The sequence below is a fragment of the Streptomyces sp. NPDC034103 genome, assembly GCF_055575395.1.
In genome coordinates this window covers 468,813-487,969 of record NZ_JBVISS010000003.1, presented here as the reverse complement: position 1 = coordinate 487,969, position 19,157 = coordinate 468,813, and the positions used below count along the sequence as shown (strand labels likewise).

16 protein-coding genes are annotated in these 19,157 nt (G+C 67.7%); 9 read left to right on the top strand and 7 right to left on the bottom strand.

The window, feature by feature from the left end; all coding sequences use genetic code 11:
* Positions 1–184 precede the first annotated feature (184 nt).
* Positions 185–1,531: an MATE family efflux transporter gene (locus ACZ56U_RS08440; protein ID WP_469083250.1), complete on the top strand. Its 1,347-nt coding sequence runs from the start codon at positions 185–187 to the stop codon at positions 1,529–1,531.
* A 167-nt stretch (positions 1,532–1,698) separates the two neighbouring features.
* Here the strand turns inward: ACZ56U_RS08440 and rplI are convergent, their stop codons facing one another.
* From rplI to rpsF, 4 genes are all read right to left on the bottom strand, one after another.
* On the bottom strand, positions 1,699–2,145 hold the full coding sequence (rplI, locus tag ACZ56U_RS08435) for a 50S ribosomal protein L9 (RefSeq protein WP_391233494.1): 447 nt from the start codon (positions 2,143–2,145) through the stop codon (positions 1,699–1,701).
* Positions 2,146–2,163: 18 nt separating this feature from the next.
* On the bottom strand, positions 2,164–2,400 hold the full coding sequence (gene rpsR, locus ACZ56U_RS08430) for a 30S ribosomal protein S18 (protein WP_003949403.1): 237 nt from the start codon (positions 2,398–2,400) through the stop codon (positions 2,164–2,166).
* A 39-nt stretch (positions 2,401–2,439) separates the two neighbouring features.
* On the bottom strand, positions 2,440–3,042 hold the full coding sequence (locus tag ACZ56U_RS08425; protein WP_469083249.1) for a single-stranded DNA-binding protein: 603 nt from the start codon (positions 3,040–3,042) through the stop codon (positions 2,440–2,442).
* 80 nt (positions 3,043–3,122) lie between these two features.
* Complete coding sequence (gene rpsF, locus ACZ56U_RS08420) at positions 3,123–3,413, bottom strand: 30S ribosomal protein S6 (protein WP_005482942.1); 291 nt, start codon at positions 3,411–3,413, stop codon at positions 3,123–3,125.
* A 264-nt stretch (positions 3,414–3,677) separates the two neighbouring features.
* Between rpsF and ACZ56U_RS08415 the strand changes: the two genes are divergently transcribed.
* The 3 genes from ACZ56U_RS08415 to ACZ56U_RS08405 all read left to right on the top strand — a co-directional run bounded on the left by ACZ56U_RS08415 (position 3,678) and on the right by ACZ56U_RS08405 (position 6,423).
* The gene (locus ACZ56U_RS08415) at positions 3,678–3,989 is read left to right on the top strand and encodes a hypothetical protein (RefSeq protein ID WP_469083248.1); all 312 of its coding nucleotides are present in this window, start codon (positions 3,678–3,680) and stop codon (positions 3,987–3,989) included.
* Between the two features lie 179 nt (positions 3,990–4,168).
* Positions 4,169–5,290 (top strand): peptidoglycan bridge formation glycyltransferase FemX, encoded by a 1,122-nt coding sequence (gene femX / locus ACZ56U_RS08410; protein ID WP_469083247.1) that lies wholly within the window; start codon positions 4,169–4,171, stop codon positions 5,288–5,290.
* A gap of 101 nt (positions 5,291–5,391) precedes the next feature.
* Positions 5,392–6,423, top strand: a complete 1,032-nt coding sequence (locus ACZ56U_RS08405) for an alanine racemase (RefSeq protein WP_391233490.1) — start codon at positions 5,392–5,394, stop codon at positions 6,421–6,423.
* Positions 6,424–6,524: 101 nt separating this feature from the next.
* On the opposite strand, the gene ACZ56U_RS08400 is transcribed toward ACZ56U_RS08405, so the two are convergent.
* The gene (locus tag ACZ56U_RS08400) at positions 6,525–8,033 is read right to left on the bottom strand and encodes a glycosyltransferase family 87 protein (protein WP_469083246.1); all 1,509 of its coding nucleotides are present in this window, start codon (positions 8,031–8,033) and stop codon (positions 6,525–6,527) included.
* Between the two features lie 108 nt (positions 8,034–8,141).
* Positions 8,142–10,772, bottom strand: a complete 2,631-nt coding sequence (locus ACZ56U_RS08395) for a transglycosylase domain-containing protein (RefSeq protein ID WP_469083245.1) — start codon at positions 10,770–10,772, stop codon at positions 8,142–8,144.
* Between the two features lie 363 nt (positions 10,773–11,135).
* Here ACZ56U_RS08395 and ACZ56U_RS08390 point away from each other — a divergent pair, with 363 nt between their 5' ends.
* The 4 genes from ACZ56U_RS08390 to ACZ56U_RS08375 all read left to right on the top strand — a co-directional run bounded on the left by ACZ56U_RS08390 (position 11,136) and on the right by ACZ56U_RS08375 (position 14,924).
* Positions 11,136–11,828 carry a PadR family transcriptional regulator gene (locus ACZ56U_RS08390; RefSeq protein ID WP_469083244.1) on the top strand — a complete coding sequence of 231 codons (693 nt, stop codon included), beginning with the start codon at positions 11,136–11,138 and terminating at the stop codon, positions 11,826–11,828.
* Positions 11,829–11,872: 44 nt separating this feature from the next.
* A complete protein-coding gene (locus ACZ56U_RS08385; protein ID WP_391233486.1) occupies positions 11,873–12,955 on the top strand; it encodes an inositol-3-phosphate synthase in 1,083 nt (360 codons plus the stop codon).
* 100 nt (positions 12,956–13,055) lie between these two features.
* A complete protein-coding gene (locus ACZ56U_RS08380; RefSeq protein ID WP_469083243.1) occupies positions 13,056–14,318 on the top strand; it encodes an MFS transporter in 1,263 nt (420 codons plus the stop codon).
* 123 nt (positions 14,319–14,441) lie between these two features.
* Positions 14,442–14,924 (top strand): proline-rich domain-containing protein, encoded by a 483-nt coding sequence (locus ACZ56U_RS08375; RefSeq protein ID WP_469083242.1) that lies wholly within the window; start codon positions 14,442–14,444, stop codon positions 14,922–14,924.
* 120 nt (positions 14,925–15,044) lie between these two features.
* Here ACZ56U_RS08375 and ACZ56U_RS08370 read toward each other — a convergent pair whose 3' ends face one another.
* A complete protein-coding gene (locus ACZ56U_RS08370) occupies positions 15,045–16,511 on the bottom strand; it encodes a CCA tRNA nucleotidyltransferase (RefSeq protein WP_469083241.1) in 1,467 nt (488 codons plus the stop codon).
* A 246-nt stretch (positions 16,512–16,757) separates the two neighbouring features.
* Between ACZ56U_RS08370 and ACZ56U_RS08365 the strand changes: the two genes are divergently transcribed.
* Complete coding sequence (locus ACZ56U_RS08365; protein WP_469083240.1) at positions 16,758–19,121, top strand: DUF6049 family protein; 2,364 nt, start codon at positions 16,758–16,760, stop codon at positions 19,119–19,121.
* Positions 19,122–19,157: the final 36 nt, after the last annotated feature.

Sequence of the window (19,157 nt, the reverse complement as noted above, 5' to 3'; positions counted from 1 at the left end):
AACAAGCTCGCGTATCTCCCGCAGGAACCGCCCTGACCTGCGAACTTCCCGTCCACTGGCTGTGCAGAAGAAAAACTTCCCCACTCGGACCAAGATCACATCGATCGACACGCGCACACACGTGCCGCAAGACTGCAAGTAAGGGTCACAAGTCCATTGCATCGCTTACCTGTGGACGATTAGATTGGTGCTCATGACACACGCTCCCGCGACCCCGCGCGCCCTACGGCGACAGCACGACCGCGAGATCGTCGCCTTGGCTGTTCCGGCCTTCGGCGCGCTCGTCGCCGAGCCCCTTTTCGTCATGGCCGACAGCGCGATCGTGGGCCATCTCGGCACGGCGCAACTCGCGGGCCTGGGAGTCGCCTCGGCCCTCCTCATGACCGGCGTCAGCATCTTCGTCTTCCTCGCGTACGCCACCACCGCGGCCGTAGCCCGACGTGTCGGCGCCGACGATCTCCCGGCCGCCATTCGCCAGGGTATGGACGGTATCTGGCTGGCACTCCTGCTCGGTGCCACAGTCGTCGCCATCGTCCTGCCCACCGCACCTGCCCTGGTCGAACTGTTCGGCGCCTCCGACACCGCCGCCCCCTACGCGATCACCTATCTGCGCATCTCGTCCTTGGGTATCCCGGCCATGCTCGTCGTCCTCGCCGCGACCGGAGTCCTCCGCGGGCTCCAGGACACCAGGACGCCTCTGTACGTAGCCATCGGCGGCTTCGTCGCCAACGCCGCCCTCAACGTCGGCCTCGTCTACGGCGCCGACCTCGGCATCGCCGGCTCCGCCTGGGGCACGGTCATCGCCCAGTGCGGGATGGCTGCCGTCTACCTCGTCGTGGTCGTCCGTGGAGCCGCCGCTCACGGTGCCTCACTGCGCCCCGATGTCACAGGCATCCGGGCCTCGGCACAAGCCGGCGTTCCGCTGCTCGTCCGTACGCTCTCGCTCCGGGCCATCCTCATGATCGCCACGGCCGTGGCAGCCCGACTCGGCGACGCCGACATCGCGGCCCACCAGATCATCCTGTCCCTGTGGAGTCTGCTCGCCTTCGCGCTGGATGCCATCGCCATCGCAGGACAGGCCATCATCGGGCGCTATCTCGGTGCGGGCGACGCCCAGGGCGCCCGCGAGGCCTGCCGTCGCATGGTCCAGTGGGGCATCGCGGTCGGCGTGGTGCTGGGTATCGCCGTCGTACTGGCCCGCCCCGTCTTTCTTCCGCTGTTCACCAGCGACTCCGTGGTGAAGGGTGCGGCATTGCCCGCCCTGCTCGTGGTGGCGCTCGCCCAGCCGATCTGCGGGATCGTCTTCGTGCTGGACGGTGTCCTCATGGGCGCGGGCGATGGACCGTACCTCGCCTGGGCCATGGTGCTGACCCTGGCGGTCTTCGCCCCGGTGGCTCTGCTCATCCCCGCCCTCGGCGGAGGTCTCACCGCGGTCTGGGGAGCGATGACGCTGATGATGGCGGTGCGGCTGCTGACCCTGTGGCTACGTTCCCGGTCAGGCCGCTGGATCGTGACCGGCGCGACGCGCTGACCGTTTCACGTGAAACACCAAGGCCTGCCACGTTTCACGTGAAACACCAGGGCCCGCCACGTTTCACGTGAAACATCACGAGCCCCTTCCGACTGCCGGGCATGCAGGAGGGGCCGTATCCGACGGGATACGGCCCCTCTCACAACTGCTCAAGCCGAGCGCAGCGGTCAGGCCGCGACGACCTCGATGTTGACCTTGGCGGCAACCTCGGGGTGCAGACGCACGGACGTCTCGTGAGCGCCGAGGGTCTTGATCGGCGCGCCGAGCTCGATGCGGCGCTTGTCGACCTCGGGGCCACCGGAAGCCTTGATCGCCGAGGCGATGTCGGCCGGGGTGACGGAACCGAAGAGACGACCGGCGTCGCCGGAGCGAACAGCCAGACGGACCTTGACGGCCTCGAGCTGGCCCTTGATCTGGTTGGCCTGCTCGATGGTCTGGATCTCGTGGATCTTGCGAGCACGACGGATCTGCTCGACGTCCTTCTCGCCGCCCTTGGTCCAGCGGATAGCGAACTTCCGCGGGATCAGGTAGTTGCGAGCGTAACCGTCCTTGACGTCAACGACGTCGCCCGCGGCACCGAGGCCGGAGACCTCGTGGGTGAGGATGATCTTCATGAGTCGGTCACCCTTCCCTTATCGCGCGGTGGAGGTGTAGGGCAGCAGCGCCATCTCACGGCTGTTCTTGACAGCCGTGGCGACGTCACGCTGGTGCTGCGTGCAGTTGCCGGTCACGCGGCGGGCACGGATCTTGCCGCGGTCGGAAATGAACTTCCGCAGCATGTTCGTGTCCTTGTAGTCCACGTACGTGACCTTGTCCTTGCAGAAAGCGCAGACCTTCTTCTTAGGCTTGCGCACAGGCGGCTTCGCCATGGTGTTTCTCCTGTGTGATCAAGAAGTGGGAGTGAGCCCCTAGAAGGGGGGCTCGTCCGAGTAGCCGCCGCCAGCGCTGCCGCCGCTGGAGTTTCCACCCCAGCCGCCGCCACCGCCGCCGCCCTGCTGGCCACCGGCGGGTGCGCCGCTGGCCCACGGGTCGTCAGCGGGAGCGCCGCCGCCCTGCTGGCCGCCGCCGGAGTTTCCACCCCAGCCGCCGCCACCCTGGCCGCCAGCGCCGCCGCCGTAACCGCCCTGGCCACCACGACCGGCACCGCCGGCCGTCTTGGTGACCTTGGCCGTGGCATTGCGCAGGCTGGCGCCGACTTCCTCGACGTCCAGCTCGTAGACCGTGCGCTTGACGCCCTCACGGTCCTCGTAGGACCGCTGCTTCAGCCGGCCCTGCACGATGACGCGCATGCCTCGCTGGAGCGACTCGGCGACGTTCTCCGCCGCCTGACGCCAGACCGAGCAGGTCAGGAACAGGCTCTCGCCGTCCTTCCACTCGTTGGTCTGACGGTCGAAGGTGCGGGGGGTGGACGCGACACGGAACTTCGCGACCGCCGCACCGGAGGGGGTGAAGCGCAGCTCGGGGTCGTCGACAAGATTGCCGACGACCGTGATGACGGTCTCGCCTGCCATGGGGAACCTCTCGGCGGGTTTGCTGCTCTGGCTGCTTGGTTGCTGCTACTCGAATCCCGAGATCAGCTGAGCGGGGAAGCTCAGTGGGTCTCGGGACGGAGGACCTTGGTCCGGAGGACCGACTCGTTCAGGTTCATCTGGCGGTCGAGCTCCTTGACGACCGCAGGCTCGGCCTGCAGGTCGATGACCGAGTAGATGCCCTCAGGCTTCTTCTTGATCTCGTACGAGAGACGACGACGGCCCCAGGTGTCGACCTTCTCGACCTTTCCGTTGCCCTCACGGACGACGGAGAGGAAGTTCTCGATCAGGGGGGCGACAGCGCGCTCCTCCAGATCGGGGTCGAGGATGACCATCACCTCGTAGTGACGCATGTGGAACCCACCTCCTTTGGACTCAGCGGCCACGGTCGTTCCGTGGCAGGAGGGTCGTGATGCGTACGCAACGGTATCGGCCGCCACTGACAATCGGGGCTTCCTCGCGGTAGTCCCGGTCGTGACACGGGCAGACACCGGTGCAGAGGGTACAGAGTACCCGCACCCTGGCTTCCGGTTGAAATCCGGCCGCCAGGACCGACAATCTGTACACATCGGGTGTGTATGGCGCTACGATGCGCCGCCTTTCGCAGGAGGTGCCCTATGGCACAAGCATTGCGACCCAACACCGTCGGAGGCCTGTTCGCCACGGACGGCAAATCCCACCCCCTCCAGGACACCCTGCTCGCGGTGACCCTGGTCCTGGGGATCACATCGTTCATCACGGCGATGTTCCACAATCTGCATCTGCTCAGCTCCTGGACCGGGCTGGTGGGAATCCTCATCGGCGCCTACGGCCAGTGGATCTCGGAGACGACCCGTGAGCGCTTCGGACTGATCCTCGGTCTCGGCGCCTCGGCGATCGGCTTCTTCCTCGGCATGGCGCACGGCGGCCTCTTCGGTGGGGTCTTCTGACGCCCAGGGCACCGTCCCACTGACACCACCCAAAGCACCACGGAACGCCCCGGCGGCCCATGAGCCGGGGCGCAGGTGCCGTACGCCCAGTCAGGGCGCCCGCCAGGCGCAGTAGGCTTCGGCGCGAGAGCCGGAGCCCCTGTACCCATGGGGACACACCAGCCCGAGGAGCGCCCCGAATGAGCCTGACCCTGAGGACGATCAGCCGCGAGCAGCATCTGGCATACATCCAGAGCCTGCCGTCGGCGAGCCACATGCAGGTTCCGGCCTGGGCAGACGTCAAGGCGGAGTGGCGCTCCGAGAGCCTCGGCTGGTTCGACGACAAGACCGGCGAGATGGTGGGCGCGGGTCTGGTTCTCTACCGCCAGCTGCCCAAGATCAAGCGCTATCTGGCCTATCTGCCCGAGGGCCCGGTCATCAACTGGTTCGCGCCGAACCTGACCGACTGGCTGGAGCCGATGCTCGCCCACCTCAAGCACCAGGGCGCGTTCTCGGTGAAGATGGGCCCGCCGGTCATCATCCGGCGCTGGGAGGCCACGTCGATCAAGGCCGGCATCCAGAACCCGGACGTGAAGCGGCTGCGTGACATCGAGGCCGACTTCATCGAGCCGCGCGCCTTCGAGGTCGCCGACAAGCTCCGCCGAATGGGTTGGCAGCAGGGCGAGGACGGGGGCGCCGGCTTCGGCGACGTCCAGCCCCGCTACGTCTACCAGGTGCCGCTGGCGAACCGGTCCCTAGAAGAGGTCCACAAGAACTTCAACCAGTTGTGGCGCCGCAACATCAAGAAGGCCGAGAAGGCCGGCGTCGAGGTCGTCCAGGGTGGCTACCACGACCTCGAGGAATGGCAGCGGCTGTACGAGATCACGGCCGTGCGCGACCACTTCCGGCCCCGCCCGCTGTCGTACTTCCAGCGCATGTGGACGGCCCTCAACACCGAGGACCCCAACCGCATGCGGCTGTACTTCGCCCGCCACAACGGTGTGAACCTGTCGGCGGCGACCATGCTGATCGTCGGCGGACACGTCTGGTACTCCTACGGCGCCTCCGACAACATCGGCCGCGAGGTCCGGCCCTCGAACGCGATGCAGTGGCGGATGCTGCGCGACGCCTACGCGCTCGGCGCGACCGTCTACGACCTGCGCGGCATCTCCGACTCGCTGGACGAGACCGACCACCTGTTCGGCCTGATCCAGTTCAAGGTCGGCACCGGCGGGCAGGCGGCCGAGTACCTCGGCGAGTGGGACTTCCCGCTCAACAAGCTGCTCCACAAGGCGCTCGACATCTACATGTCGCGCCGCTGAACCCCGCCGGTTTGCTTCCATAGCTTCGGGGGCTTCGACTCGTTCGTTCGCTTCCATACCTCTGATACACCGCAGCCACGAGAAAGGTTCCAGGTCCGGCCATGGCGCTCACGCTCTACGTCGACACCGCGCGCTGGCGTGCGCACCACAAGCACGTGCAGGACCAGTTCCCAGGGCTCGTCCCGGTCTGCAAGGGCAACGGCTACGGCTTCGGGCACGAGCGGCTGGCGGAGGAGGCCACCCGGCTCGGTTCGGACGTCCTCGCGGTCGGCACGACGTACGAGGCCGCACGCATCAAGGACTGGTTCGGCGGCGACCTGCTGGTGCTGACGCCGTACCGGCGCGGCGAGGAGCCCGTACCGCTGCCCGACCGGGTCATCCGCTCGGTCTCGTCCATCGACGGGGTCTACGGTCTCGTGGGCGCCCGGGTGGTCATCGAGGTGATGTCCTCGATGAAGCGGCACGGCATCAGCGAGCAGGACCTGCCGCAGCTGCACGCCGCCATAGAGAACGTCCGCCTGGAGGGCTTCGCCATCCACCTGCCGCTGGACCGCACGGACGGCTCGGACGCCGTCGAGGAGGTCATCGGCTGGATGGACCGCCTGCGCGCGGCCCGGCTGCCGCTGCACACGATGTTCGTCAGCCATCTCAAGGCCGAGGATCTCGCGCGCCTCCAGCAGCAGTTCCCGCAGACCCGCTTCCGCGCCCGCATCGGCACGCGGCTGTGGCTGGGGGACCACGAGGCCACCGAGTACCGCGGTGCGGTCCTGGACGTCACCCGCGTCAGCAAGGGCGACCGGTTCGGCTACCGCCAGCAGAAGGCGGCCTCGGACGGCTTCCTGGTCGTCGTGGCGGGCGGTACGTCGCACGGCGTGGGCCTGGAGGCTCCCAAGGCGCTCCACGGCGTCATGCCGCGCGCCAAGGGCGTCGCCCGCGCCGGCCTCGCCACGGTGAACCGGAACCTTTCTCCGTTCGTCTGGGGCGGCAAGCAGCGCTGGTTCGCCGAGCCGCCGCACATGCAGGTCTCGATCCTGTTCGTCCCCTCCGACGCCCCCGAGCCGACGGTGGGCGAGGAACTGGTGGCCCATCTGCGGCACACCACCACGCAGTTCGACCGCATCGTCGACCGCTGAGGACCGTAAGGACCACTGAGCAGTCGTACGTAGCCCACGGAAAAGGCCGTGCACGGCCTTTTCCGTGGGCTACGTACGCCCTGTTCGTACGCCCTGTTCGCTCAGAACGAACTGTCCCTGGAGGGGTCCGCTTCCGGTTCGCCCCATTCCACCGGCGTACCACCGAAGTGAGCGGCATGGCGCGGGGGATGGGCCGCGGGGCCGAGGACGAACACGTCCTCCGCACCGTCGAGCACGCCTCCCGAAGGGTCGTCGTCGCCGGCCCGGCGCACCACGTCCCGCTCCGGCATCCAGATGTCACGCACCACCACGGCACACAGGTACAGCGTCCCGAGCAGATGCAGGGCGATGGCCCAGTGGTAGCCGTCCTGGGGCAGACCCTTGTGGGCGTCCCCGCTGGTCGTGTACGCGAGGTACATCCAGATCCCCAGGAAGTACGCCACCTCGCAGGCCTGCCAGATCAGGAAGTCCCGCCACTTGGGGCGGGCCAGCACGGCGAGGGGGACCAGCCACAGGACGTACTGCGGCGAGTAGACCTTGTTGGTGAGGATGAACGCCGCGACGATCAGGAAGGCCAGCTGGGCGAAGCGAGGCCGGCGCGGGGCGGTCAGTGTGATCGCCGCGATGCCGGCGCAGGACAGCAGTACCAGCAGCGTGGCCAGCGTGTTGACCGTGTCGGTCTTCAGCGGGTCGGAGGAGTTCTGGGCCAGGATCAGCCAGAAGGAGCCGAAGTCGACGCCCCGTTCCTGGCTGAACTCGTAGAACTTCGACCAGCCGTCCCAGGCGAGGAGCATCACCGGAAGGTTCACGACCAGCCAGGAGACGGCGGTGCCCCCCAGAGCCTTTCCGAACTCCCGCCACTTGCCCGCGCGCCAGCAGAGCACGAACAGCGGGCCGAGCAGGAAGACGGGATAGAGCTTGGCGGCCGTGGCGAGGCCCAGCAGGACACCGAAGGCGAGCGCGCGGCCCCGGGACCACATCAGCATCGCGGCGGCTGTCAGGGAGACCGCCAGCAGGTCCCAGTTGATGGTGGCGGTCAGCGCGAAGGCGGGCGCCAGGGCGACGAGCAGGCCGTCCCAGGGGCGCCGGGCGTGGGTACGGGTCACGCAGACGGCGATGACGGCCGCACAGGCCATCAGCATCCCCGCGTTGACCATCCAGTACCACTGCTCCTGGTCCTGGATGCTGCCGCTGCCGGGCGTGAGCCAGGAGGCGACCTCCATGAACACACCGGTCAGCACCGGGTATTCGAGGTACTCCATGTCGCCGTTGAGCTTGTCGAAGTACGGAACGAGCCCGTCGGCGAAGCCACGCCCCGCGTAGAGGTGCGGGATGTCCGAGTAGCAGGCGTGGGTGTACTGAGAGCTGGCGCCGAAGAACCAGTCGCCGTTGTAACAGGGCGCCTTCTGGATCAGGCCGAGGGCGAACATCCCGATCGCCACGAGCGCGATCACCCGCACGGGAGTCCACCAGGACGTCCCGAGCAGCGCACGCCGCCCGATCGGACCACCGATCAACTCACTACCGCTCGCGGCGATCTCGTCGTCCTTGGTCGGCCGCACCGAGTCCGGCTCGTGCACGCTCGCTTGCGTCGATTCTGCGCTGGGCATGGGGCACATCCTGCCGTACGCGCCTAGGAATACGCCGAGGGCCGCCGCACCTGGTGGATGCGACGGCCCATGTTTCACGTGAAACACCCTCGGCGGGCGATAGGGCGGCTAACCGGTCGAACCTCCGAAGATGCCCCCATTGCCATTGCTATTGCCCCGGGTGGTGTCCGATTCCGTTGGCGTCGGTGTGGAGCTCACGCCTCCGTCCGTGGTGCCGCCGGAGTTCGCCCCGCCGGTGTCCTCGCACTGGAAGCCGAAGCAGCTCTCCGACGCCGAGGGCGAGGGAGCGCTGATGCTCGGGCTGGGCGTCGCGCTCGGCGTCTCACTGGGCGTCGGGCTGGGCGTCTCGGAGACGGTGGGGGTCGGGGACGGGGCTCCCTGCTCGTCCTGGATCTCGCCGATCTGCTCGGCGTCCGGGAAGCCGGGGTCGTTGGCCCCCTTCAAGGCGACCTTCATGTACTCGGTCCAGATGGACGTCGGGATATCACCACCGTGGATGGAATCCTCACCCGCCGTGCCGTTCATGGAGAGCAGCCTGCTGCTCTTCGGGTCCTCTCGGAACATCGCGATCGACGTCGACAACTGCTGGGTGTAGCCGACGAACCAGGCGGACTTGTTCTCGTCCGTGGTACCGGTCTTGCCGGCCGCCGTACGGCCCAGCGCCCTCGCGTTCTTACCCGTTCCGTTCTCGATGACGTTCTCGAGAACGTCCGTGACGTTGTGCGCCACGTTCTCGGGCATCGCCAGCGTGACCTTCGGCTTCTCGAAGCCCTGTAGCTCCTGCCCGTCCTTCTTGACCTGAGTCACGGAGTACGGGTCGGCATGCTTGCCCGAAGCCGCGAAGGTGGCGTAGGCGTCCGCCATCCGAATCGCGCTGGGGGTCGACGTACCGAGGGAGAAGGAGGCGTTGGGGTTCTGCGGCATGCTCTCGTCCAGGATCCCGGACTTCTCCGCGACGCTCCGCACATTGCCCAGCCCCACGTCCATGCCGAGCTGCACGAACGGCGTGTTGACGGACTGCTCCATGGCCTTGCGCAGGGAGATGTAGCCCCAGGGATAGTCGCTCTCGTTCTCCTGGTAGAAGACCGAGTTGTCCTTCTTCAGGACGTAGCTGCCGTCGTTGTTCCGGATCTTCAGATGGTCGTTGCCGTTGTACTTGCTCAGCGGCGAGACACCGACGTCCGGGTCCTTGTAGGTGCCGTACTCCATCGCGGCGGCGAGCACGAACGGCTTCCATGTCGAACCGACGGGTACGCCCGAGGTGTTCGCGTTGTTGTTGAAGTGGCCGTTCTCGTAACCCGCGCCGCCGTACAGCGCGACGATGGCACCGTCCTTGGGCCGCACCGACGCCGCACCGAACTGGACGTGCTTGTCCAGATCGCGCTTCTTCGGGTCGATCTTCTCTTTCTCGATCTTCTTGACGGCCACCGAGAGGGCGTTGACCTTGGACTTCTCGAAGGTCGTGTAGATCTGGTACCCACCCTTGTCGAACTCGGTCTGCGAGATCTTCGAGTGGGAGAGCACGTACTTCTTGGCCGTGTCGACGAGGTAACTGATCTGGCCAGTCATGCCCTTGGTCGCCTTGAGGCCCTGGGGCGTGGGCCACTTCTTGATGGCCTTCTGGTACTCCGCCTCCGTGATGCGCTTGTCGTCGTGCATCTGCTCCAGGATCCAGGCCCAGCGGCCCTTGGAGCGCTTGGTGTTGGCCTCCTTGGTCGCCGACGGGTCGAAGCTCGTGTTGTCCACCGGGTCGTAGTACGTCGGGCCCTTGAGCAACGCGGCGAGGAAGGCGCACTGGGAGACCGAGAGGTCCTCGGCATCCTTGCCGTAGTAGGTCTGCGCGGCGGCCTGGATGCCGTAGGCGCTACGGCCGTAGTACGACGTGTTCAGGTAGCCCTGGAGGATGTCCTGCTTGGTGAGCTTCGTGCCCACCTTTATGGAGATGAACATCTCCTTGAACTTCCGGGAGACCGTCTGCTCCTGGCTCAGGTACGTGTTCTTCACGTACTGCTGGGTGATCGTCGAACCACCCTGGGTGTCGCCGCCCCGGGCCATGTTGGCCAGTGCGCGCGCGATGCCCATGGGGTCGACGCCCGAGTCGGAGTAGAAGCTCTTGTTCTCCGCCGAGATCACGGCCCACTGCATGGCCGAGGGAATCTTGGAGATGTCGACGTTCTGCCGGTTCGCGCCACTGCCCGTGGCGACCATCTGAGAGCCGTCCGCCCAGTAGTAGACGTTGTTCTCCGACTTGGCGGCGGCGTTCTCGCTGGGGATGCCGACCATGGCGTACCCGATCCCCGCGATCGCGACCAGACCGCCGAGGAACGTCAGACACAGTCCGGACACGAGCCGCCAGGACGGCACCCAGCGCTGCCAGCCGTACTTGCCGGCCCGCGGGTAGTCGACGAACCGCTTCTCGCTCGAGGCGGAGGCTCGGCCCCGTCCAGGTCCGCTCGGGCCGCCCGGGGCCCCTCGCCGGGCGCCACGGCCGGTGGGCTCGGGCGCTCTGCGTCGGCTGCCCCCGGATCTCTGCGCCGCGCGTCGGGCCTCGGCCCGGCTGCTGTACGGCCGCTCCTCGCCGTCCGGCCCGTAGGAATCCGACCCGTACGCGTCGGATGGAGACCCGGTGGCGCCACGCGGTGCCGCACGGCGGCCGGAGGACGAGCCGGACTGGCCGCGTCGGGCCGCGGCACGTCCGCCTCCCTGCGGCTGCGGCGGTTTGCGACGGTGCTCGCTCATCGAACGACTACTCCTCGGGCAGGCGCACCCGTGCGCGCCTGGAAACAGCGGCTGGTTTCCGGTCCCCCCGAAGTACGGATGGCGACGCTTGCGCATTCACCCGTACTGCACCGGGGACGACGACGCCCCCAGGCGTCACTTGGTTCCCGGTGGTGTGCATGCCGCACAGACTACGCACCGTCAAAACCCGCCGAGCCCTGAAGGTCACCCCAAATCAGGCAACTTGCCTCCAACGAAACGGTGATGTGATCCCGTTCACCGTCCCCCCACTTGTCGCATCCGGAAGGTCGTTCTATCGTCTGGATGTATCGAGTCGATACATCGGAGCGAGACAAGCGGGCCGAAGGCCGAGAGGAGGCGATCATGAGCCGGCGTTCCGGGATCCTCGAGTTCGCCGTACTCGGTCTCCTCCGCGAGTCCCCGATGCACGGCTACGAGCTGCGCAAACGACTCAATACGTCGCTGGGCGTGTTCCGTGCGTTCAGCTACGGCACGCTCTACCCCTGCCTCAAGACGCTGGTCGCCAACGGCTGGTTGATCGAGGAACCGGGGAACGCTCCTGAGGACGCCCTCGCCGCATCGCTGGCAGGACGTCGCGCCAAGATCGTCTATCGGTTGACGGCGGAAGGTAAGGAGCACTTCGAGGACCTGCTCTCGCAGACCGGCCCCGATTCCTACGAGGACGAGCACTTCGCCGCACGTTTCGCCTTCTTCGGGCAGACGTCGCGCGACGTACGCGTACGCGTGCTGGAGGGCCGCCGCAGCCGGTTGGAGGACCGGCTGGACAAGATGCGCGTCTCCTTCGCGCGCACCCGGGAGCGCCTCGACGACTACACGCTTGAGCTCCAGCGCCACGGAATGGAGTCCGTGGAGCGCGAAGTGCGCTGGCTGAACGAGCTCATCGAGAGCGAGCGGGCCGGACGGGACCTCAAGGGGTCCGCTTCCGGGGGGCCCGCTCAGCCCTCTCAGCAGAACAACACATCTGGAGCGCCGGGCAACCTGCCACGGTCCGGGGACACCCCCCGGCCCGATACGCCCGACGACACCACCACGTGAGCGCCCAGTCAGGGCCTCACTCATACACACAGGGAGCAACCGGAATGGGTTCGGTCCGCGTAGCCATCGTTGGCGTGGGCAACTGCGCCGCGTCGCTGGTCCAGGGAGTCGAGTACTACAAGGACGCCGACCCGGCGTCCAAGGTCCCCGGCCTCATGCACGTCCAGTTCGGCGACTACCACGTCGGTGACGTCGAGTTCGTCGCCGCCTTCGACGTCGACGCGAAGAAGGTCGGCCTCGACCTCTCGGACGCCATCGGTGCCAGCGAGAACAACACCATCAAGATCTGCGACGTCCCGAACAAGGGCGTCACGGTCCAGCGCGGCCACACCCTTGACGGTCTCGGCAAGTACTACCGCGAGACCATCGAGGAGTCCGCCGAGGCCCCGGTCGACGTCGTCCAGGTCCTGAAGGACAAGCAGGTCGACGTTCTCGTCTGCTACCTGCCGGTCGGTTCCGAGGACGCGGCGAAGTTCTACGCCCAGTGCGCCATCGACGCCAAGGTCGCCTTCGTCAACGCCCTTCCGGTCTTCATCGCCGGCACCAAGGAGTGGGCGGACAAGTTCACCGAGGCGGGCGTCCCGATCGTCGGCGACGACATCAAGTCGCAGGTCGGCGCCACCATCACGCACCGTGTGATGGCGAAGCTGTTCGAGGACCGCGGTGTCCGTCTCGAGCGCACCATGCAGCTCAACGTCGGCGGCAACATGGACTTCAAGAACATGCTGGAGCGCGACCGCCTCGAGTCCAAGAAGATCTCGAAGACGCAGGCCGTCACCTCGCAGATCCCCGACCGCGACATGGGCGCCAAGAACGTCCACATCGGTCCCTCGGACTACGTGGCCTGGCTCGACGACCGCAAGTGGGCCTACGTCCGCCTCGAGGGCCGTGCCTTCGGCGACGTCCCGCTGAACCTGGAGTACAAGCTCGAGGTCTGGGACTCCCCGAACTCCGCGGGTGTCATCATCGACGCCCTGCGCGCCGCGAAGATCGCCAAGGACCGCGGTATCGGTGGCCCGATCCTGTCGGCCTCCTCGTACTTCATGAAGTCCCCGCCGGTCCAGTACTTCGACGACGAGGCCTACGCCAACGTCGAGAAGTTCATCAAGGGTGAAGTCGAGCGCTAAAGGCGCCGCGGCTCATTGAAAATCGCTCCTGCCAGGGCTGTGTCGAGGGTCCCCGGGTTGTACCGCCCGGGGACCCTGTCCTTATGTGAGGCTGTGCGCCATGGCCGTCGTACGTGACCTGCGCGTCCTGTTGCGTTTCCAAGGCTTCAGGCGCCTGCTCGCCGTACGTCTGCTCTCCCAGGGCGCCGACGGCGTCTACCAGGTCGCACTCGCCGCATACGTCGTCTTCTCCCCGGAGAAACAGACCTCGGCCACCGCCATCGCCTCCGCCATGGCCGTCCTGTTGCTCCCCTACTCCCTGGTGGGCCCCTTCGCCGGCGTCCTTCTGGACCGCTGGCGCCGCCGCCAGGTCTTCCTCTACGGCAATCTCCTCCGCGCTCTGATGGCCACCGCGACCGCCGTCCTGATGGTCAGCCACGTCCCGGACTGGCTCTTCTACGTCTCCGCCCTGTGCGTCACCGCCGTCAATCGCTTCGTCCTGTCGGGCCTGTCCGCCGCCCTGCCCCGTGTGGTCGACGAGGAACGCCTGGTCCTCGCCAACTCCCTGTCCCCGACGGCAGGCACCCTCGCCGCGACCGCCGGGGGTGGACTGGCCTTCCTCGTACGCCTGGTGGTCGCCGACTCCGACGCGGCCGTGGTCCTGCTGGGCGCCGCCCTCTACCTGTGCGCCGCGCTCGCATCGCTGCGCATGTCACGCGAGCTTCTCGGCCCCGACCGGGAGTTGGTGCGCCCGCACCTCTCGGCGGCGCTCTCCGGCACCGCCCGCGACCTGGTGGCGGGCGTCCGCCACCTCGCCTCCCCGCCCCGCCGACGGGCCGCCCAGGCGCTCGCCGCGATGACGCTGATGCGCTTCTGCTACGGGGCCCTGCTGGTCATGCTGCTGATGCTCTGCCGGTACGAGTTCTCCTCGACCACCGACGACGGCCTGGCCCTGCTGGGGCTGGCGTTGGGCATTTCCGGTGCGGGCTTCTTCGTGGCTGCCGTGGTGACCCCGTGGGCGGCGGGACGACTGCGGCCCGGCCGCTGGATCGCCGTGTGCGCGGTGTCCGCGGCGGTCCTGGAACCGGCCCTCGGTCTCCCCTTCACCGTCGCGCCCATGCTGGCGGCGGCGTTCGTCCTGGGCCTGACCACCCAGGGAGCGAAGATCGCGACCGACACCATCGTGCAGTCCTCGGTCGACGACGGCTTCCGAGGCCGGATCTTCTCCGTCTACGACGTGCTCTTCAACGTCGCCTTCGTCGGTGCCGCCGCCGTGGCCGCCCTGATACTCCCGCCCGACGGTCGTTCCGTCGTGCTGGTGGTCACGGTGGCCGTTATCTACGGAGCAGTTGGGGCGGCTATGTTCCGCTTTGAACGTTCGTAAGTGTCACATCAATGCCACAGAGCCCCCCTGGATTGCTGGAGTGTCAGTGGAGCCCGGTAACTTACGTGCGTCTTACGCGCTCCTTAGGTGCGTCACATACCCATGTTCTAGGGGGATCCCCGCATGTCCACTCCGCCGCCCCAGGGCCAGAACCCGTACGCCCAGGGCCAGCAGCTCCCGGCCCCGTACCCGCCCCAGGGCGGCAACCCCTTCGCTCAGGGCCAGCCGGGCGTTCCCCCGCAGGGCACCGCGCCGTACGCGCCGGTTCCGCCGGCTCCTCCCACCCGTCGCTTCGGCAAGAAGGCCTTGCGTATCGTCGGCTTCATCGTCGTCGCCCTGCTCATCGCCGGCGGCAAGTGGTTCTTCAGCAAGACCGACGCGGAGACCACGTCCGTGGGCAGCTGCATGCACAACGAGGGCACGCAGATCAATCCGGACCTGAAGACGGTCGACTGCACTTCGTCCGACGCTGAGTACAAGGTCGTCGAGAAGTTCGACGACACCAGCGACGACAGCAAGTGTGAGGCCGTCAAGACTGCGGAGATCTCGTACTACCAGACGGGCGACGGCCACGACGTGGTTCTCTGCCTGAAGGAAGTCAAGTAAGCACATCTTCGCTTTGAGGGGTGATGTTTCACGTGAAACATCACCCCTCAAGCGTTGCCTGGAGAAGGCTTCACGGTAGCGGGGCATGTTTCACGTGAAACATGCCCCGCTTTCCCTGCCTCAGCCTTGCTCGGCCCACCACTCCTTGAGCGCCTTGGCCGCAGCCTCTTCACCCATCGGCCCGTTCTCCAGGCGCAGTTCCAGCATGTGCTTGTAGGCGCGGCCCACGGCCGGGCCGGGCCCCACGCCGAGGATCTCCATGATCTGGTTGCCGTCCAGGTCCGGGCGGATCGCGTCGAGCTGCTCCTGCTCCTGGAGCTGGGCGATCCGCTCCTCCAGACCGTCGTAGGCCCGCGACAGCGCAGCGGCCTTGCGCTTGTTGCGCGTGGTGCAGTCCGAGCGGGTCAGCTTGTGGAGGCGGTCGAGGAGGGGGCCGGCGTCACGGACGTAGCGGCGGACCGCGGAGTCCGTCCACTCGCCCATGCCGTAGCCGTGGAAGCGCAGGTGGAGTTCGACCAGGCGGGAGACGTCCTTCACCAACTCGTTGGAGTACTTCAACGCCGTCATGCGCTTCTTGGTCATCTTCGCGCCGACCACCTCGTGGTGGTGGAACGAGACCCTGCCGTCCTTCTCGAAACGGCGCGTGCGCGGCTTGCCGATATCGTGCAGCAGGGCGGACAGGCGCAGCACCAGGTCGGGGCCGTCCTCCTCCAGCGCCATCGCCTGCTCCAGGACGATCAGCGTGTGCTCGTAGACATCCTTGTGCCGGTGGTGCTCGTCGCTCTCCAGACGCAGAGCCGGAAGCTCGGGCAGGACGTGGTCGGCGAGGCCGGTGTCGACCAGCAGCGTGAGGCCCTTGCGGGGGTGCGCGGACAGAACCAGCTTGTTCAGCTCGTCCCGCACCCGCTCGGCCGAGACGATCTCGATCCGCCCGGACATCTCCTTCATCGCGGTGACGACCTCGGGGGCCACCTCGAAGTCGAGCTGGGCGGCGAAGCGCGCGGCCCGCATCATCCGCAGCGGGTCGTCCGAGAAGGACGCCTCAGGCGTACCCGGGGTGCGCAGGACACGCTCCGCGAGGTCGTCCAGACCGCCGTGCGGGTCGATGAACTCCTTCTCCGGGAGCGCGACCGCCATCGCGTTCACCGTGAAGTCCCGGCGGGCGAGGTCCTCCTCGATGGAGTCGCCGTACGACACCTCGGGCTTGCGCGAGGTCCGGTCGTACGCCTCCGACCGATAGGTGGTGACCTCGATCTGAAAGCTTCTGACAACGTCTCCGACGCGGGCGTCCTTCTGCACGCCAACCGTGCCGAAGGCGATCCCGACCTCCCACACGGCGTCCGCCCACGGGCGCACGATCTTCAGCACGTCCTCGGGACGGGCGTCGGTCGTGAAGTCCAGGTCATTGCCGAGGCGGCCGAGCAGCGCGTCCCGGACCGAACCGCCGACCAGGGCGAGAGAGAACCCGGCCTCCTGGAAACGGCGGGCAAGGTCATCGGCGACAGGAGCGACCCGCAGCAGTTCGCTGACCGCTCGGGACTGCACCTGGCTCAGGGCGCTGGAGGCGTGTTCGTTGGCGTTCGGCACAACAGAAGAGGGTACGTGGCCACGGCGACCCCGAGCGCCTCCATTAAATCTGCACAGACGGGTACGCGACGCCGCCGCCCCGGACGTACGGAATCGCTCCCCTTTATACGCCCACATACGGGACGCCCCGGGCCCTTCCCCCGATCTTGTGGAGCAGTCCGCGGCACTTCCCCTCAGCGGGCATCGTTACCATGCGTGGACGCACATTCCGACGACCACTGACGACGACGAGGGACGGGCGAGCGCGTGGCCGAGGCGGCAGACTTCCAGGGAACGAGTCCCTCACCTGCCCGTCGCTGGCTGCGGCGCACCGGAGCTCTGCTCACCGGGGCGCCCCTGCTGGCCGGCCTGCTTCAGCTGCCCGCCGCCGCGCCCGCGGAAGCCGCGTCCGGCACCGGCACGGTGGCCGTCTCCCTGGACTCGCTCACCCCCAGCGTCCCCACGGACGGCGACACGCTGACCGTGTCCGGCACCGTCACCAACAAGGGCAAGCAGGCGGTCACCGACGCGCAGGTGGACCTGCGGGTGGGGCCCGAGGTGAATACGCGTTCGGCGATCGACACCATCTCCGGGCGCACCGACTTCCAGCCGGGGCTCGACGGGGACATCGTCGGCGGCAAGTACGCCGAGAAGTTCGCCAGGCTCACCCCTGGGGTCGCCCAGACCTTCAGCATCTCCGTGCCGGTCGACGAGCTGGACCTCGGTTCGGACGGCGTCTACCAGCTCGGTGTCTCCCTGACCGGTGAGACCACCGCACAGCAGTGGCAGCAGGTGCTCGGCATCCAGCGGACGTTCCTGCCCTGGCAGCCCGAGGGTGCCGACACCAAGACGAAGACGACGGTCCTGTGGCCGCTGGTCTCCACCGCCCACATGACGGCGGAGACGGGGTCCAACGAGCAGCAGACGCCGGTCTTCCTCGACGACGACCTCGCCAAGGAGATCGCCCCGGGCGGCCGCCTGGAGCAGATGCTGTCGCTGGGCAAGGAGCTGGACGTCACCTGGGTGATCGACCCGGACCTGCTGGCCTCCGTCGACGCGATGACGCACGCCTACCGCGTCGAGTCGGGCGGCGGCACCGTGGCCGGGACGCATCAGCGGGTCGCCATGGAATGGCTGGCCGAGCTCCAGGAAGCGGTCGCGGACAAGGAGATCATCGCCCTCCCCTTCTCCGACCCCGACCTGGCTTCCCTCGCCCACAACGGAACCTCCGTCACCGGCTCGCTCAACCACCTCAAGGAAGCCACCGACGCCGCCATCACCACGGTGAGGACGGTGCTGCACGTGACGCCGAACACCGACTTCGCCTGGCCGCTCGAGGGCGCCGTGGACCCGTCGATCGTCAAGGTCGCCACCTCCGCGGGCGCCGACAAGGTGATCGCCCGCAGTGACAGCCTTCAGGAGCTGGGCGGGCTGACGTACACGCCCTCCGCGGCCCGCCCGATCGGCGGCGGCACCACCGCGGTGGTCGCGGACGCCCGGCTGTCCACGGCCTTCCGGGGCGACCTGACGAAGGCGTCCACGGCCACGCTCGCCGTACAGAAGTTCCTCGCCTCGAGCCTGGCGCTGAACGTGCAGACCGACAAGCAGCGCAGCATCGTCGTCGCCCCGCAGCGGATGCCGACGGCGAGCCAGGCGCGGGCGATGGCCGATGCCGTGTCCGCTCTCCAGGACGGGGACTGGTCACGGTCCCAGGACCTGACGTCGGCGGCCGCCGCGAAGCCGGACACCAGTGCCACCACCAGGGTGCCGGCGTCGTCCGCCTACCCGTCCGCGCTGCGCAAGCGGGAACTGTCCAAGGCCGCCTTCGAGGAGATCGCGACCACGCAGGCCGAGCTCGGCAAGTTCAAGGTCATCCTCAGTGACCAGTCCCGGGTGGTGACCCCCTTCGGGCGGGCCATGAACCGTGAGATGTCCACGTCGTGGCGCGGCCGCGCCGCCGAGGCGCAGCGCTACCGCACCAGCGTGAAGGTCTACCTCGACTCCCTCACCGACCAGGTCAAGCTGATCGACAAGTCGGAGACCAAGCTCTCGGGACGCAGTGCCACGATCCCGGTGACCGTCCAGAACAACCTGGTGCAGGGCGTCGAGCACCTCGTGCTGCGGCTCACCTCCACGAGTCCCACCCGCCTCAAGATCGGCGACGGCGACTACCAGGAACACCGGGTCGAGGTCTCCGGCGGGCACAGCCAGTCGGTGAAGTTCACCACCTCGGCCCAGGCCAACGGCCGCGCGACGGTCACCGCTCAGCTGTACACGGAGGACGGCCAGGCCTACGGCGATCCGGTCCAGTTCGACGTCAGGGTCACCGAGTTCACGGCCACGGTCATGCTGGTCATCGGTGGCGGCTTCCTCCTGCTCGTCCTCGCCGGCTTCCGGATGTACACGCAGCGCAAACGCGCCGCCGCGCGGGAAGCCGAGGAGGGTGGCCCGGACGAGGCCGACGAGGCCGCGGACGCCACGGAGAACCCCGAGGCCCCCGGAGACCGTCCTACGGAGGAGTCCGGTACCCGGCTCGATGCAGGCGACCCGCAGCAGCCGAGTGACCCTGCACCGGACACCGCAGCGGAAAGCGCCGACCCGTCCGGCACGGGTGAGAGAGTGGACCGTTGAGGATGTCGAGGCCGCCGATGGGCCCGGGACGATGAG

Coding starts and splice junctions, on each gene's coding strand:
- rplI (WP_391233494.1), bottom strand. CDS start 2,145: ATGAAGATCATCCTCACCCACGAGGTCTCCGGCCTCGGTGCCGCGGGC.
- rpsR (WP_003949403.1), bottom strand. CDS start 2,400: ATGGCGAAGCCGCCTGTGCGCAAGCCTAAGAAGAAGGTCTGCGCTTTC.
- ACZ56U_RS08425 (WP_469083249.1), bottom strand. CDS start 3,042: ATGGCAGGCGAGACCGTCATCACGGTCGTCGGCAATCTTGTCGACGAC.
- rpsF (WP_005482942.1), bottom strand. CDS start 3,413: ATGCGTCACTACGAGGTGATGGTCATCCTCGACCCCGATCTGGAGGAG.
- ACZ56U_RS08415 (WP_469083248.1), top strand. CDS start 3,678: ATGGCACAAGCATTGCGACCCAACACCGTCGGAGGCCTGTTCGCCACG.
- femX (WP_469083247.1), top strand. CDS start 4,169: ATGAGCCTGACCCTGAGGACGATCAGCCGCGAGCAGCATCTGGCATAC.
- ACZ56U_RS08405 (WP_391233490.1), top strand. CDS start 5,392: ATGGCGCTCACGCTCTACGTCGACACCGCGCGCTGGCGTGCGCACCAC.
- ACZ56U_RS08400 (WP_469083246.1), bottom strand. CDS start 8,033: ATGCCCAGCGCAGAATCGACGCAAGCGAGCGTGCACGAGCCGGACTCG.
- ACZ56U_RS08395 (WP_469083245.1), bottom strand. CDS start 10,772: ATGAGCGAGCACCGTCGCAAACCGCCGCAGCCGCAGGGAGGCGGACGT.
- ACZ56U_RS08390 (WP_469083244.1), top strand. CDS start 11,136: ATGAGCCGGCGTTCCGGGATCCTCGAGTTCGCCGTACTCGGTCTCCTC.
- ACZ56U_RS08385 (WP_391233486.1), top strand. CDS start 11,873: ATGGGTTCGGTCCGCGTAGCCATCGTTGGCGTGGGCAACTGCGCCGCG.
- ACZ56U_RS08380 (WP_469083243.1), top strand. CDS start 13,056: ATGGCCGTCGTACGTGACCTGCGCGTCCTGTTGCGTTTCCAAGGCTTC.
- ACZ56U_RS08375 (WP_469083242.1), top strand. CDS start 14,442: ATGTCCACTCCGCCGCCCCAGGGCCAGAACCCGTACGCCCAGGGCCAG.